The sequence below is a fragment of the Cedecea sp. AS113 genome, assembly GCF_037152415.1.
In the GTDB taxonomy this organism is placed as follows: Bacteria; Pseudomonadota; Gammaproteobacteria; order Enterobacterales; family Enterobacteriaceae; genus Cedecea.
In genome coordinates, this window is record NZ_JBBCMI010000003.1 from 279,056 (window position 1) to 293,646 (window position 14,591).

Genomic DNA, 14,591 nt, shown 5'->3' on the forward strand with positions numbered 1-14,591 from the left:
GTGAATAATAGACGATATTTAATGATGATATCATTTCTTGTTTTTTTACTTATTGTTGTCATATCGGTGGGCGGGCTACGGCGTTATCATGCCAATCACTTTAGCTGTAATGGGGTATATTCTGTATCTTACAATGACGTTGTGCTTCATGCTAATGCGCGAATGACATTTTCCGGCAGTGAAGGAACGGCTGTTCTAAGTGGAGTACTCGAAAGTGATTCAACTAAAGTCAGTAATATTGTTATTTCTACAATGTTTGATGTTAAGAGGGTTAAAGAATCATTTGTACTGACTGCAACAAAAAATACAGTTGAACTAAGTGATGAAAAAGAAAAGATTGAAAGGATTTTGCCGGAGTTTTATTATAATAAAGGGTCGAGTGTGATTTATGATATTCTTCCTCAGGGAGACGATTACCTTTTTTTAAGAGGAGGGATTCCGGTATTTTTCTGCAAGCGATAATATAGCCCCATTCATTTATAGTTCAGGCTTTCTTAAAAAAATACGTTATGCCACCTCAAGCGTGGGGTGGTCTTTTCCTATATATTTAATTTTTATTTAATAGTGATGAAATGGTGTTGCTTAATGTTAAATTAGAATGTCATTGTTATTCAGTGAATGCCATTTTTTTGCATTGATCTATTTATTTAATTGACCTGGATGGTAGTGTCTTCTAAATTGATACCGGTGCGCCAAAATAGTATCCTTGCATATAATTTACTCCGCATTTATGAAGTAAATCTCTTTGGGTTTTTGTTTCAACACCCTCAGCAACAAGTATGGTATTGACCAGAGAGGATAAATAAACTAACGATTTTATCGTACTTTCATAAATCAGACTGTTACCATGCGTTAGAGACAATTCCCTGTCGAGTTTGAGCATATAAAACCCCATTGCTTCAATGTATTTTATGGATATGGAGTTGTTGCAAAAATTAATTGCAATATCTATATTGTTTTCTGACAGTGATTTTATTGCATCAATCATGCTATCTGTCAGTATTGCTCCATTGCCTTCCACCAGCGCCAGAACGAGTTTTATGTCTTCTCTTATCTTTTTCCTGAACGAGAGCAAATACTTCATGAAAGAGGTGGATAATAGTTGATTGGGAATAATATTGAAGCTGATGAAGCCATCAGGCGGTAGCTTGTCAGTGATCTCCTCTATTCGCTCATTGACATGGCTCATTAAGCATATCGTCAAGTGGTTGTATTCTACGTTTGACTTGAAGGTGTGTACCAGTGAGTCTGGTGATAGGTATTTTTTAATGGGCGTTTCCTTCATCACCCTAAGTAATATTTCAAAGCCAATAATGCGGCCTGTGTTACAGTTTGTCACTGGCTGTGAATACGGTTCTATAATATATTTAAACACTGTAAGCCTTTATAAGTGTATTGAATCTAATAGAAAGTAATACCGCATAATTTCCCTTCAGATAATTTCAGGTGAAGTTGTTATTTATTGTCTTCAGTCTTTTTGATGTTTTTTTAATGATTGGCTCCTTTTTAATGACCCTAAGCAGGGCTAAACTTTAACGATAAAATTGTTACCAGTAAATAAATACAAACTTAATTTTCCCTGTTTAGTCTTAAGCACCTGGTGGAACAACGTGAGGGTGTTAAAAATAATTCTTATTTTTTTATCATCGGAAAAAAGAGTCTTAATGGGGCGATTTATGCGCAGTAGTCCGTGAAAAAGAGAACTTCGCCGTTTGCTATGCATAAAGGCTTACCGTCGGTATTTTTTCATCGAGTTTACTAGCCGTTAGGGCTGAAAAAACGGTTATTTTTACTAAAAACAGATGCATGTCCCTTGGCTTGCTTTACACTATGTGGCAAACAAAGAGCTGCGTCCGATAGGGAAAAAGATGGCGACATTGAAAGACATTGCGGTTGAGGCGGGCGTTTCGCTGGCGACGGTTTCACGGGTGTTGAATGACGACCCCAGCCTGAATGTGAAAGAAGAGACCAAGCGGCGGATCCTTGAAATCGCGGAAAAGCTGGAATACAAAAACAGCAGTTCGCGCAGAATGCTGGCTAATCCCGTTGGACAGCATCATTTTTTGGCTCTCTACAGCTATCAGCAAGATCTGGAAATTAACGATCCCTACTATCTGGCTATTCGCCACGGTATTGAGACGCAATGTGAGAAACTCGGGATCGAACTAACGAATTGTTATCTCGGGCATTCTTTGCCTGAAATGAAAAAGGTGACTGGCGTCCTGGTGGTGGGCCAGCCTTCCGACGCGACGCGCGAAACCTTGCGCGCGATGACAGATAATCTCTGCTTTATTGACTTCCATGAACCGGGTAGCCAGTACGATGCCGTAGACATTGACCTGGTGCGCATTGCTAAAGAGGTGATCGATTTCTTTATTGCCCAGGGCATGTCGCGCATCGGTTTTATTGGCGGTCAGGATAGGCCGGGAAAAGCCGATATTCGTGAGATAGCATTTGCTGAATATGGCCGCCTGAAGGGAGTGGTGTCCGAGAACGACATCTGGCGCGGTGGTTTCTCGAGCTCATCAGGTTACGAACTGGCAAAAACGATGCTCGCCCAGGAAGATTACCCCTCTGCGCTTTTTGTGGCATCTGATTCCATTGCGATTGGCGTATTACGTGCCATTCACGAGCGCGGACTAAAGATCCCGGACGATATTTCGCTGATCAGCGTGAACGATATCCCCACCGCACGTTTTACCTTCCCGCCGCTTTCCACGGTGCGCATCCATTCCGAAATGATGGGCAGCCAGGGCGTTAATCTGCTGGTTGAAAAGGCCCGCGATGGCCGGGCCCTGCCGCTCAATGTCTTTGTTCCCAGCGTGCTTAAACTACGCGGTACCACGCACTAGCTTACTTTCACGCCGGAGAACAATCGTTTTCCGGTGGTCTCCCTGGCCTGTCGATATCCCCCTGTCCTGAACGCTCATTTTGTGATCGAGTTAAAGCAAATCGCCTTCGCTCGTTTTATTTAGTAAAAATTTTACTAAAATTAAGCGTAATTATTTAGTCAGTACAGGGAGGCGAGATGAATCGCTGGGAAAATCTGCAACTTACTCATGAAAACAGGCTGCCGCCGCGCGCCTATTTCTTCGCTTATGATTCACTGGCGAAGGCCCGCTCGTTTGTACGTGAAAACAGTAACCACTTTTTGTCCCTTAGCGGGCAGTGGAACTTCCGTTTCTTTACTAATCCGCTCTTAGTTCCAGAGGCATTTAGCACAGAGTTGATGGCGGAGTGGGGCACGATTACCGTGCCGGGAATGTGGCAGATGGAAGGCCACGGCCAGCTGCAGTACACCGACGAAGGTTTTCCTTTCCCTATTGATGTGCCGTTTGTGCCGAGCGATAACCCAACGGGAGCGTACCAGAGGATGTTTACGCTGGGCGAAAACTGGCACGATAAACAAACGATTATCAAATTTGATGGCGTAGAAACTTACTTTGAAGTCTACGTGAATGGCCGGTACGTTGGGTTCAGCAAAGGGAGCCGCCTGACGGCCGAGTTTGATATCAGCGCGGCGGTGAAAACCGGCGATAACCTGCTGGCTGTCCGCGTCATGCAGTGGGCTGACTCGACCTATATTGAAGACCAGGATATGTGGTGGACGGCGGGGATTTTCCGCGATGTTTACCTGGTTGGGAAGCATCCCCTGCATGTTCAGGATTTCACGCTGCGTACCGATTTCAGCGACGACTACCGCAACGCGACGCTTGCCTGCCAGTTGATGCTGGAAAACCTCACAACCCAGGCTGCAGGAGCCACGCTGGAATACACCTTGTTTGATGGCGACACCGCGCTTTATCGCGGGGTGAAAGAGCATTTAACGGTTGATCGGCAGCTCAATATCGACTTTTCGATTGACGTCAAAGCACCTCAGCAGTGGTCGGCGGAAAATCCTTATCTTTACCAACTGGTGATAACGCTCAAAAATGCGATGGGTGAGGTGCTGGAAATCATTCCCCAGCGCGTGGGATTCCGCGATATCAAGGTGCGCGATGGCCTTTTCTACATCAACAATCACTATGTGATGCTGCACGGCGTTAACCGCCACGACAATGACCACCTCAAAGGCCGGGCCGTGGGGATGGATCGTGTTGAAAAAGACCTGCAGCTAATGAAGCAGTACAACATCAACTCAGTGCGAACGGCACATTATCCAAACGATCCACGTTTCTATGAGCTGTGTGACATCTATGGCCTGTTCGTCATGGCGGAAACGGATGTGGAATCGCACGGTTTTGCCAACGTCGGTGACCTGAGCCGCATCACGGACGACCCCGCCTGGGAGCACATCTACGTAGAGCGCATTGTGCGTCACGTCCATGCCCAGAAGAACCACCCGTCGATCATCATCTGGTCACTGGGAAATGAATCTGGCTACGGCTGCAATATCCGCGCGATGTATCGCGCCACAAAGGCGCTGGATGACACCCGGCTTGTGCATTACGAAGAAGATCGTGATGCGGAGGTCGTCGATATTATCTCGACCATGTATACCCGCGTTCCGCTGATGAATGAGTTTGGCGAATATCCCCATGCCAAACCACGCATTATCTGTGAATACGCCCACGCCATGGGCAATGGGCCTGGTGGGTTAACGGAGTACCAGAACGTCTTTTATCAGCACGAAAGTATCCAGGGGCATTACGTCTGGGAATGGTGCGATCATGGTATCCAGGCCACCGATGAAACTGGCGCGGTGCGGTACAACTACGGCGGTGACTATGGGGATTACCCTAACAACTATAACTTCTGCCTGGACGGGCTGATTTTCTCCGATCAAACGCCCGGGCCGGGGCTACAGGAATACAAACAGGTTATTGCGCCGGTTAAAGTCCGGGCCGAAGATCTTTCGCGCGGCTTGCTGCACGTTGAAAATAAACTGTGGTTCTCAAGCCTGGACGATTACACCCTGAACGTCGAAGTGCGCGCCGAAGGCCAGACACTTTCCAGCCAGCGGCTAAAAGTTGAGGGGCTGGCGGCCAACAGCGGCCGCGATGTAGCCATAACATTGCCTGCGCTCGACGAACGCGAAACCTTCGTCAATATCACCGTGACCAAAGACTCCCGCACGCTCTATAGCGAAGCCAACCACCCGATTGCGGTTTATCAGTTCCCGTTAAAAGCGAGCACGTTGGCAAAAGTACCGCACTGCAATACCAGCGCGACGCCGCTGCAAATCGTTGATGACCGCCTGAGCTATCGTGTCATCGGCCACAATTTCCAGGCTGTGTTCTCAAAAATCAGCGGCAAGCTTACGGCGTGGCTGGTCAATGGGGTCGAACAGGTGACGCGTGAGCCGAAGATTAACTTCTTCAAGCCCATGATAGATAACCACAAGCAGGAGTTCGAGGGGCTGTGGCAGCCGGCACATTTGCCGATTATGCAGGAGCATTTACGCGGATTCAGCGCTGAAATGCACGGCGATGTCGTGACGATCGTTACGCAGACTATCATCGCCCCGCCGGTGTTTGATTTTGGTATGCGCTGTACCTACCGCTGGCAGGTCACCCCGCAAGGGCATATCAACGTCGAAGTGCAGGGCGAGCGCTATGGTGATTACCCGCATATTGTGCCGTGCATTGGCTTTACGTTAGGGATTAACGGCGCCTTTGAACAGGTGGATTATTACGGCCGTGGCCCGGGCGAGAACTATGCCGACAGCCAGCAAAGCAACATCATTGACCTCTGGCATACCACCGTGGACGACATGTTCGTCAATTATCCCTTCCCACAGAATAACGGCAATCGCCAGCACGTGCGCTGGGCTTCATTGACCGATCGCCACGGCAGCGGCCTGCTGGTTGTGCCGCGCCAGCCTATCAACCTCAGTGCCTGGCATTACACCGCTGAAAATCTGCACGCCGCGCAGCACTGCAATGAGCTGCAGCGCAGCGACGACATCACGCTAAACCTTGACGTTCAACTGCTCGGACTCGGCTCCAACTCGTGGGGAAGCGAGGTGCTGGACAGCTGGCGCGTGTGGCTCCACGCCTTCAGCTACGGTTTTACGCTGTTGCCGCTGGAAGGCGGGCGTAACACCTCGCAGGCGCTGGTTAATCACGATTTCGGCGCAGATTTCTTTTCTCCTGTTTCACATAGCGAGGCTGAACAATGAGAGTTCTCGAGAATTTAGAACAGTTTAAGCAGATCTATCACAGCGGCCGGAAGTGGCAGCGCTGTGTGGAAGCTATCAATAACGTCGACAACATTCGTCCCGGCGTGGCCCATTCCATTGGTGATTCCCTCTCATACCGGGTGAGTACCGACAGCTGCACCGACGCGCTGTTTGTGGGGAGTCGTCGCTATTTTGACGTGCACTACTACCTGCAGGGTCGGCAAAAAATTGAGTTTGCGCCGAAAGAGCAGTTGAAAACGGTGGCCTGCTACCGGGACGAAACCGACCGGGAATACCTGAAAGGCATCGGCGACATCGTGACGGTGACCGAAGGGCAGATGGTGATCTGCGACCCCGAGGAAGCTTACCGTTTCATCAGCGATGAGTGGGTAAAAAAAGTGGTCCTCAGAGTCACAATTGAAGACGGCTATTTCCTTAATAAATAACGCCAGTTTCGATGCGTACCACGGCCAGCGGTATACTCCGCTGGTCTTCCCTGTACCCTCCCCATGACGGGGATGTGAATTTTTGGAGGACGTATGTCCACATCCATTCGGGCAAAAATAGGCAAGTTTGCCCTGCTGTCGATGGCGTTTACGGCGGTCTTTAACGTACGAAACATCGTCAATAACAACATTGAGTTAGGGCTAAGCTCGGCGCCGATTTTCTTATTTGCGACGGTGGTGTACTTCATTCCCTTCGTCTTTATCATCGCCGAATTTGTTTCGGCGAATAAAAATTCTGAATCAGGCATGTACGCCTGGCTGAAACAGCCGCTGGGCACGCGGGCGGCCTATCTGGGGTCGTTTCTGTACTGGTTTGTGAACCTGTTCTTTTTCCTGTCGCTGCTGCCAAACGTGGTGGCCTACGCCTCCTACGCCATCATGGGCTACGCCATTCCATTCTCACCGATGATCACGTCGTTGATTTCGATTGTGCTGTTTGCGATGGCGACGCATATCTCGACCAAAGGGGCGACGTGGCTGGGGAAAATCTCAGAGTGCGTGGCCTATGGTGTCTTTGCGCTGTTTGCTATCTACGTGGTCGGGGCATTAACGGCGTTGGGCAGCGGGCACGTTCCTGCGCAGCCGATCACGCTGGAAGCGATGGCACCAACCATCAACTGGGCCACCTTGGGCATTATGTGCTGGATTTTCCAGGCGGCAGGCGGGGCAGAAACCGTTGCGGCGTATCTGAACGACACCAAAGGGGGCCAAAAATCCTTCATCAAAGTGATCATTACCGCCGGAGTGCTGATTGGCGGCATGTACGCGCTGGGCTCGCTGTTGGTGAACGTTTTTGTCGCGCGGGAAGATCTCACCTATGCGGCCGGTATGGTGGAAATCTTCACCGGCCTGGGCGCATATTTCCATGTTTCTGAAGTATTAATGGGGCGATTTGTCGGCATTATTCTGTTTATTGCCATTTTCGGCAGCATGATGATGTGGACTGCCGCGCCGGTCAAAATCCATTTCTCGGAAATTCCGGAAGGCATTTATGGCAAGAAAACCACTGAGCTGAATGAGCACGGCGTGCCGGTACGGGCGGCCTGGTGGCAGTTTGTCTTCGTACTGTTAATGCTTATCGTCAACGGTTTTGGCTCCGCCAGCGTCCAGCAAATGATGAACACGGCCATTAACCTGACGGCGGGCACGGCCATGCTGCCGCCAATATTTATTATGGCGGCTTACTTTGTCTTCCGTTGGAAACACGATGACACGCCGCGAGATTTCCGTATGGGGTCAAGAAAAGTGGGGATGGGGGTTGTCTCCATGCTGATGCTGATCTTTGTCGTCAGCATGACCGCCTCGGCATTCCCACCGGGAGTCGATCTGGTCAACGCGTTCTTTATTAACGTCTTTATGACGGCAGTATTCTCGGGCCTGGCCTGGTGGTGGATCAGTCGCTTTGAGAATAAACAGAAGGCAAAGCGGCAGAGCAGCCCGGATTTCGCCTCCCGACCATCGAAATAATTCCGCCCCTGGCCAGCCGTTTTGCGGCTGGCTAAGCCTTCACCCTCCCGCCATTTTCGCGATGGGGTTAAAGCAAACTGGCTTTGTGTTTTTTTACTAAATTTTTTACCAAAATAAATTCTAAAAATTAACGTCCTCTTCCCTACAAAAGAACGCAGCCTGAAGACTGCGTGGAGATGTGTTATGTCTGAGACGAAGCGTAATACTATCGGTAAATTCGGTCTGCTCTCCCTGACGTTCGCGGCCGTGTACAGTTTTAATAACGTCATTAATAACAATATCGAGCTTGGGTTAGCGTCAGCGCCGATGTTTTTCCTGGCCACGCTGCTTTATTTCATTCCGTTCTGTTTAATCATCGCCGAGTTTGTTTCGCTGAATAAAAACTCGGAGGCCGGGGTTTATGCCTGGGTTAAAAGCGCGCTGGGGGGCCGCTGGGCTTTTATTACGGCCTACACTTACTGGTTTGTTAACCTGTTCTTTTTCACTTCTCTGCTGCCGCGCGTTATCGCCTATGCATCCTACGCGTTCCTCGGGTATGAATACATGCTGACGCCGGTCGCCACCACGGTGCTGAGCATGGCGCTGTTCGCCTTATCAACGTGGGTTTCAACCAATGGGGCAAAAATGCTGGGGCCAATCACCTCGGTGACATCCTCCCTGATGCTACTGCTGACGCTCTCCTATGTCTTATTGTCAGGGGCGGCGCTGGTGGGCGGTATTCAACCGGCAGACCCCATCTCCGTAGAGGCGATGATTCCCAACTTTAACTGGGCATTTCTTGGGATCACAACCTGGATATTTATGGCGGCGGGCGGGGCCGAATCGGTGGCCGTGTACGTCAACGACGTGAAAGGCGGGTCTAAATCCTTTGTGAAAGTGATAATCCTGGCCGGAATATTTATCGGCGTACTGTATTCCGTCTCCTCGGTGCTGATTAATGTTTTTATCAGCAGTAAAGAGCTGAAATTTACCGGGGGATCGGTACAGGTTTTCCACGGCATGGCGGTCTATTTCGGTCTCCCGGAAATCGTGGTCAACCGCTTCGTGGGCCTGGTGTCATTTACCGCGATGTTTGGGTCGCTGCTGATGTGGACGGCAACGCCGGTGAAAATTTTCTTCTCGGAAATCCCCGGCGGTATTTTTGGTGAAAAAACCGTGGCGCTAAATAAAAACGGCGTGCCCGCGCGTGCCGCCTGGATTCAGTTCCTGATTGTGATCCCGCTGATGATTATCCCCATGCTGGGCTCCAGCACCGTCCAGGATTTAATGAACACCATAATCAACATGACAGCCGCTGCTTCCATGTTACCCCCGCTGTTCATCATGCTGGCGTATCTCAATTTACGCCGTAAATACGATCATCTGCCGCGTGATTTTAAAATGGGATCGCAGAGAACCGGCATGGCCATCGTCTCAATGCTCATTGCGATTTTCACCGTCGGTTTTATCGCCTCCACGTTCCCAACCGGCGGCAATATATTGACGATCGTTTTCTATAACGTGGGGGGAATAGTGATTTTCCTGGGCTTTGCATGGTGGAAATACAACATATACATCAAAGGATTAACTACAGAAGAGCAAGTAAAGGAAGCCAGGCCGGTGGTGCATTCGGTCTGATCTCAACGGCACGTCATCGCAGACGCTGGCTTCCATAAAGGCTGGATGCCCCCGGCCAGAATAGCCGGGGGCAGTTTGACATACTGGGTCTGAACATCATTAATTAAAACTGACAAACCGGCAGGGCAAACAAAACGGCAACCGCCCGGCCGAAGGCTCAGTAATAGCAACGACTTTACCGGCAAGTAACTTCACAACGGTCCCCATTTCATTCATGAAATTCTGAATCTCAATATGAATCTTTCTGTTAATTTTCCTGATGTGTGTCGCCGGGTGATTTCAACGGGTTATCCGTAAATACTCGGGTTGTGCAATAAAAACCCTGGTTCTTGCTTTTTAATTCAATGCCGGGTGGGTAAGAATGGAAACGTCTCACTCTCCTTCAGAACGGAAACATATAGGTTGCTCTAAGAGGAAAATCTTCGCCTTAAATAGGGGGGCAGGCTTGAGCCTTAACAAGGCCATGCAGCAGGACGTTCTGGCAAAAAAAGAATGGACAATGCGGTGGTGGCGTTGTTTCACAGTGGCTTGCAACAAGGGAGCCTGAACGATAATGGGGCAGAGAAAAAAAGAATTCAGTAGAGGTGTGTTGACGTCAAAATGGTACGCCCTACAGGGTTCGAACCTGTGACCTACGGCTTAGAAGGCCGTTGCTCTATCCAGCTGAGCTAAGGGCGCACGGAGTAATGCAGAGAAACATTACGGCTTGATGCGGGGTGGATTATACGGTCAGCACCTCTTGAGTCAATGGCTTTTCAACCACCTGCGCGACAAATGAGCATAAACCTACATCAGTGCCTGACAGCGGGCCGCGCATCTGACAAAATAGCAGCAACCCCCTTCCTTTAAGTTTACAGATGGAATTCTCTCTCTGATGGCAGCAAAGATTATTGACGGTAAAACGATTGCGCAGCAGGTCCGGCTTGAAGTTGCTGAAAAAGTAAAAGCCCGAGTTGCCGCAGGAAAACGTGCCCCTGGTCTGGCCGTTGTATTGGTGGGAGCGAACCCTGCGTCCCAGATTTATGTCGCGAACAAACGCAAAGCCTGCGAAGAGGTTGGTTTTGTCTCCCGCTCTTATGATTTGCCGGAAACCACCAGCGAAGCGGAGCTGTTAGGGCTGATCGATGCGCTAAACGCGGACGCCGAGATTGACGGCATTCTGGTACAGCTGCCGCTGCCTGCCGGGATCGATAACGTCAAAGTTCTCGAGCGTATCGACCCGGATAAAGACGTGGATGGCTTCCATCCGTACAACATTGGCCGCCTGTGCCAGCGTGCGCCGCGCCTGCGTCCGTGTACTCCACGTGGTATCGTGACGCTCCTTGAGCGCTACAACATCGACACTTACGGCCTGAATGCGGTCATCATTGGCGCCTCCAACATTGTGGGGCGCCCGATGAGCATGGAGCTGCTGCTGGCCGGTTGCACCACCACCGTAACGCACCGTTTCACCAAAAACCTTCGTCAGCACGTTGAGAACGCCGACCTGGTGATTGTCGCCGTGGGCAAACCGGGCTTTATTCCGGGCGAATGGATTAAGGAAGGCGCTATCGTGGTGGACGTCGGTATTAACCGCCTGGAAAGCGGGAAAGTGGTCGGGGACGTAATTTATGATGAAGCCGCCGCCAAAGCCTCGTATATTACGCCGGTTCCGGGTGGCGTAGGCCCAATGACGGTGGCCACCCTAATTCAGAATACCTTGCAGGCCTGCGAGGAATATCATGATGTTGATGGAGAGTAATAATGGCGACCTTCTCACTAGGTAAACACCCCCACGTTGAACTGTGCGACTTGCTCAAGCTGGAAGGCTGGTGTGAAAGCGGCGCGCAGGCGAAAGCGGTGATTGCCGAAGGCCTCGTGAAGGTGGACGGTGAAGTTGAAACCCGCAAGCGCTGCAAAATTGTGGCGGGTCAGACCGTCGTCTTTGAAAGCCTGAGCATTACCGTTCAGCCTTAATCGCGCGCGCCCTTTTCTGAACGAAGAGGGCAGGCATCAACTCTCCTTGCCGTTCGGGGGAAGGAGAGTTGCAGAGCCTTTCCCACCTCAGATCCAAATACCCTTATCAAAACCAGGCTTAAAAACCTGCGTCACTTCAAATATTCGATAACAATATGGCAACAGCGCAGAATTCAGTTGCGGGGCAAAAACCGTTTCGGCACTCTAGGTAGAACGTTCTACTAGAACGTTCTACCTACCATAAAAACGCGTGAACAGACAAAACGCGGTTACTGCGTCTGCACCGGGGGAAACGTCCATGAGTCTGTTGTCCAGTGTTGTTAAATCGTTATCAAAGCTTTCCATGATTGGCCGCGCCTTAATGCTGCCTATCTCTCTGCTGCCCGCCGCAGGTTTACTGCTGGCGTTCGGCGATAAGTTTCACTTACCGCTGATGATGAATGCGGGCGGCGTTATCTTCGATAACCTGCCAATGCTGTTTGCCATCGGTTCTGCTGTTGGCCTGGCCGCTGAGTCAGGTATTGCCGCGCTGTCCGCGGCGGTGTCGGTGTTTATCATCAACATTACCATTGGCACGGTGATGCACATCACGCCGGAAATGGCCTCTGCGGGCGGGAAATATGCCATGGTGGTCGGTATCCCGACGCTGCAAATGGGCGTTTTTGGCGGGCTTATCTCTGGTATCCTGGCTGCATGGTGCTACAACAAATTCCACACCATGCAACTGCCGGAATTCCTGGGCTTCTTCTCCGGCAAGCGTTTTGTCGCCATCGCGACGGCGTTTCTCTCCTTCCTGCTGGGGATGGTGCTGCCGTGGGTGTGGTCATACATTCAGTCCGGCATTGATGCGCTGTCCGTGGTGGTTAACGGGGATAATCAGGCCGCATCAACCTTCATCTTTGGGCTGGTTGAGCGCGCATTAATCCCGCTGGGCTTGCACCACATCTGGTATCCGTCCTTCTGGTACTCCTTCGGGGAATACACCACCCATACCGGGCAGGTGATTCACGGCGACCAGACGATTTGGTTCAAAATGCTGGAAGAGGGCGTGAAGTCCTTCAGCAGCGACAGCTACCAGAATGCCGGTAAATTCATGCAGGGCGAGTTCCCGCTGATGCTGTTCGCGCTGCCTGCCGCCTGTCTGGCGATGTACCATGAAGCCAACACCAAGAATAAGAAAATTGCCTCCGGTATTCTGTTCTCCGCGGCGCTGACCTGCTTCCTTACCGGGATCACCGAGCCGGTTGAGTTCACCTTCATCTTCGTGGCTCCGATTCTGTATGTGTTCAACGCGGTGATGGCCGGCCTGTCTTATATGTGCATGTACCTGCTGCATGCCCATATCGCCAAATCGTTCTCCGCCGGGATGATCGACTACATCTCCTTCGGGATCCTGCCGTCGTTCAACGGCTACCAGACTAACTTCCTGATGGCGGTGGTCGTGGGCGTGCCGATGGCGCTGATTTACTACTTCACTTTCCGCTTCGTGATTCGCCGTTTCGACGTGAAAACGCCGGGCCGCACCGAAGTGACCGCTAACGCGGGAGACAAAACCGACACCGAACTGGCGGGCGATATCATCGGCCTGCTGGGCGGGGCACCAAACATCAACTCCGTGGGGTCCTGCATCACCCGCCTGCGTCTGGAAGTGGACGACAGTTCGATGGTCGACAAAGACGGCCTGAACAGTCTGGGCGCACGTGGTGTGGTATTCGTCGGCGATTCGGGTATCCAGGTCATATTTGGTGCCAGAGCGCAATTTATTGCACAGACAATGTCGACGATGATCGGTAAATAATGTAATACCTTTCGGCCTCCTGTATGTTTCAGGGGGCTGAAATTTATGGATGTGCGGTTACAGGGGTGGAATGAAAAAGGTCAACATCATTGATGTCGCTGAGCTGGCGGGCGTATCGGTTTCGACGGTTTCGCTGGTGCTGCGCCAGAAGGGCAAGATCTCTGAGGCGACCATTGATAAGGTCAATGCCGCTATCAAGGAGCTGGGCTACGTGCATAACGTTGCCGCCGCCAACCTTCGCTCCAACACCTCTAACCTGATCGGCCTGATTATTCGTGACTTCAACAACTCTTTCTCCGTCAACGTCACCGCGAGCGTTGTCCAGCAGCTCGAAAAACAAGGCTATATGGTGTTTCTCGGCCAGCCGCGCGACGGAGAGCAACAGCTGCGCAACTGCCTGACCTCGTTTAGCCAGCAGGGCGTTGCCGGGGTGATTTATCTGGCCGCCGACTGCCACTCCGCTGACGTTCCCCAGGCCATTACCGACTGCCCGCTGCCCACGGTGGTTATCTCTGAATCAACCATCACCAGCACGCGCGATGTGATTGGGCGGGATAATCGCCAGGCCGGTAACCAGGCCACGCGCTTTCTCATTGAACGAGGGCATCGCAATATTGCCTGGCTGGGGGGAACAAAAAGCTGCCTAATCCGCGCCGAGCGGCTGTCTGGCTACCGCAGCGCCCTGCAGCAGTATGGCTTGCCGTTCAGAGAAGAGTGGGCGCCGGAATGTGCAGACGATACATCGGCCTCGGCTTTTGCCACGCGCCTGATGCTGGAAAAGAGCAACCAGATTACCGCCATGCTGTGTCATTCTCCGGCGGCCATTATCGGCGCAATTACCGGCATTCAGCAGGTTGGCCGCACCGTTGGGAAAGACGTTTTCTTAACGCAGCAGGTCTCGCTGATTGGTTTCGAGGATATGATGTACATTAATCTGACCTCGCCGAGCTTTACCTATGTTTCCGCCTCCAGTGAAGAGACCGGGCGACAAGCTGCTGCATTAATTGTCAGCAAAATCAAACAGCCGGAACTTCCCGCCCAGAGAATTATCATTTCTGGTGAACTGGTGCCGCGCGAATCTGCATAACGGGAAGTGTATTACCCGTCCGTTATTATTATGCGATTA

General features: G+C 51.1%; 11 protein-coding genes and 1 tRNA gene. 10 read left to right on the forward strand and 2 right to left on the reverse strand.

The features are described 5' to 3' along the window. The gene (locus WFN87_RS05270; RefSeq protein ID WP_157141386.1) at window positions 1–462 is read left to right on the forward strand and encodes a hypothetical protein; all 462 of its coding nucleotides are present in this window, start codon (window positions 1–3) and stop codon (window positions 460–462) included. Between the two features lie 211 nt (window positions 463–673). Here the strand turns inward: WFN87_RS05270 and WFN87_RS05275 are convergent, their stop codons facing one another. Then, complete coding sequence (locus WFN87_RS05275; RefSeq protein WP_336982206.1) at window positions 674–1,375, reverse strand: EAL domain-containing protein; 702 nt, start codon at window positions 1,373–1,375, stop codon at window positions 674–676. A gap of 493 nt (window positions 1,376–1,868) precedes the next feature. Between WFN87_RS05275 and ebgR the strand changes: the two genes are divergently transcribed. The 5 genes from ebgR to WFN87_RS05300 all read left to right on the forward strand — a co-directional run bounded on the left by ebgR (window position 1,869) and on the right by WFN87_RS05300 (window position 9,711). After that, complete coding sequence (ebgR, locus tag WFN87_RS05280; RefSeq protein WP_336708381.1) at window positions 1,869–2,852, forward strand: transcriptional regulator EbgR; 984 nt, start codon at window positions 1,869–1,871, stop codon at window positions 2,850–2,852. Window positions 2,853–3,028: 176 nt separating this feature from the next. Continuing rightward, window positions 3,029–6,121: a beta-galactosidase subunit alpha gene (gene ebgA, locus WFN87_RS05285; RefSeq protein ID WP_336982208.1), complete on the forward strand. Its 3,093-nt coding sequence runs from the start codon at window positions 3,029–3,031 to the stop codon at window positions 6,119–6,121. Then, window positions 6,118–6,567 (forward strand): beta-galactosidase subunit beta, encoded by a 450-nt coding sequence (locus tag WFN87_RS05290; protein ID WP_008455981.1) that lies wholly within the window; start codon window positions 6,118–6,120, stop codon window positions 6,565–6,567. The genes ebgA and WFN87_RS05290 overlap by 4 nt, the downstream gene beginning before the upstream one ends. A gap of 93 nt (window positions 6,568–6,660) precedes the next feature. Beyond that, the gene (locus WFN87_RS05295; protein WP_336982211.1) at window positions 6,661–8,094 is read left to right on the forward strand and encodes an amino acid permease; all 1,434 of its coding nucleotides are present in this window, start codon (window positions 6,661–6,663) and stop codon (window positions 8,092–8,094) included. 183 nt (window positions 8,095–8,277) lie between these two features. Next, window positions 8,278–9,711 carry an amino acid permease gene (locus WFN87_RS05300; RefSeq protein WP_336982213.1) on the forward strand — a complete coding sequence of 478 codons (1,434 nt, stop codon included), beginning with the start codon at window positions 8,278–8,280 and terminating at the stop codon, window positions 9,709–9,711. Between the two features lie 601 nt (window positions 9,712–10,312). Here WFN87_RS05300 and WFN87_RS05305 read toward each other — a convergent pair. Beyond that, a tRNA-Arg gene (locus WFN87_RS05305) sits at window positions 10,313–10,389 on the reverse strand. 196 nt (window positions 10,390–10,585) lie between these two features. On the opposite strand from WFN87_RS05305, the gene folD reads away from it, so the two are divergent. From folD to malI, 4 genes are all read left to right on the forward strand, one after another. Beyond that, entirely contained in the window at window positions 10,586–11,452 is an 867-nt protein-coding gene (folD, locus tag WFN87_RS05310) for a bifunctional methylenetetrahydrofolate dehydrogenase/methenyltetrahydrofolate cyclohydrolase FolD (RefSeq protein WP_008455989.1), read from the forward strand. A 2-nt stretch (window positions 11,453–11,454) separates the two neighbouring features. Then, window positions 11,455–11,667 carry a ribosome-associated protein YbcJ gene (gene ybcJ / locus WFN87_RS05315; protein WP_008455991.1) on the forward strand — a complete coding sequence of 71 codons (213 nt, stop codon included), beginning with the start codon at window positions 11,455–11,457 and terminating at the stop codon, window positions 11,665–11,667. A gap of 298 nt (window positions 11,668–11,965) precedes the next feature. Next, window positions 11,966–13,465, forward strand: coding sequence for a PTS transporter subunit EIIC (locus WFN87_RS05320; protein WP_008455993.1), 1,500 nt, complete (start codon window positions 11,966–11,968; stop codon window positions 13,463–13,465). A 70-nt stretch (window positions 13,466–13,535) separates the two neighbouring features. Next, window positions 13,536–14,552, forward strand: a complete 1,017-nt coding sequence (gene malI / locus WFN87_RS05325) for a Mal regulon transcriptional regulator MalI (protein WP_039291003.1) — start codon at window positions 13,536–13,538, stop codon at window positions 14,550–14,552. Window positions 14,553–14,591: the final 39 nt, after the last annotated feature.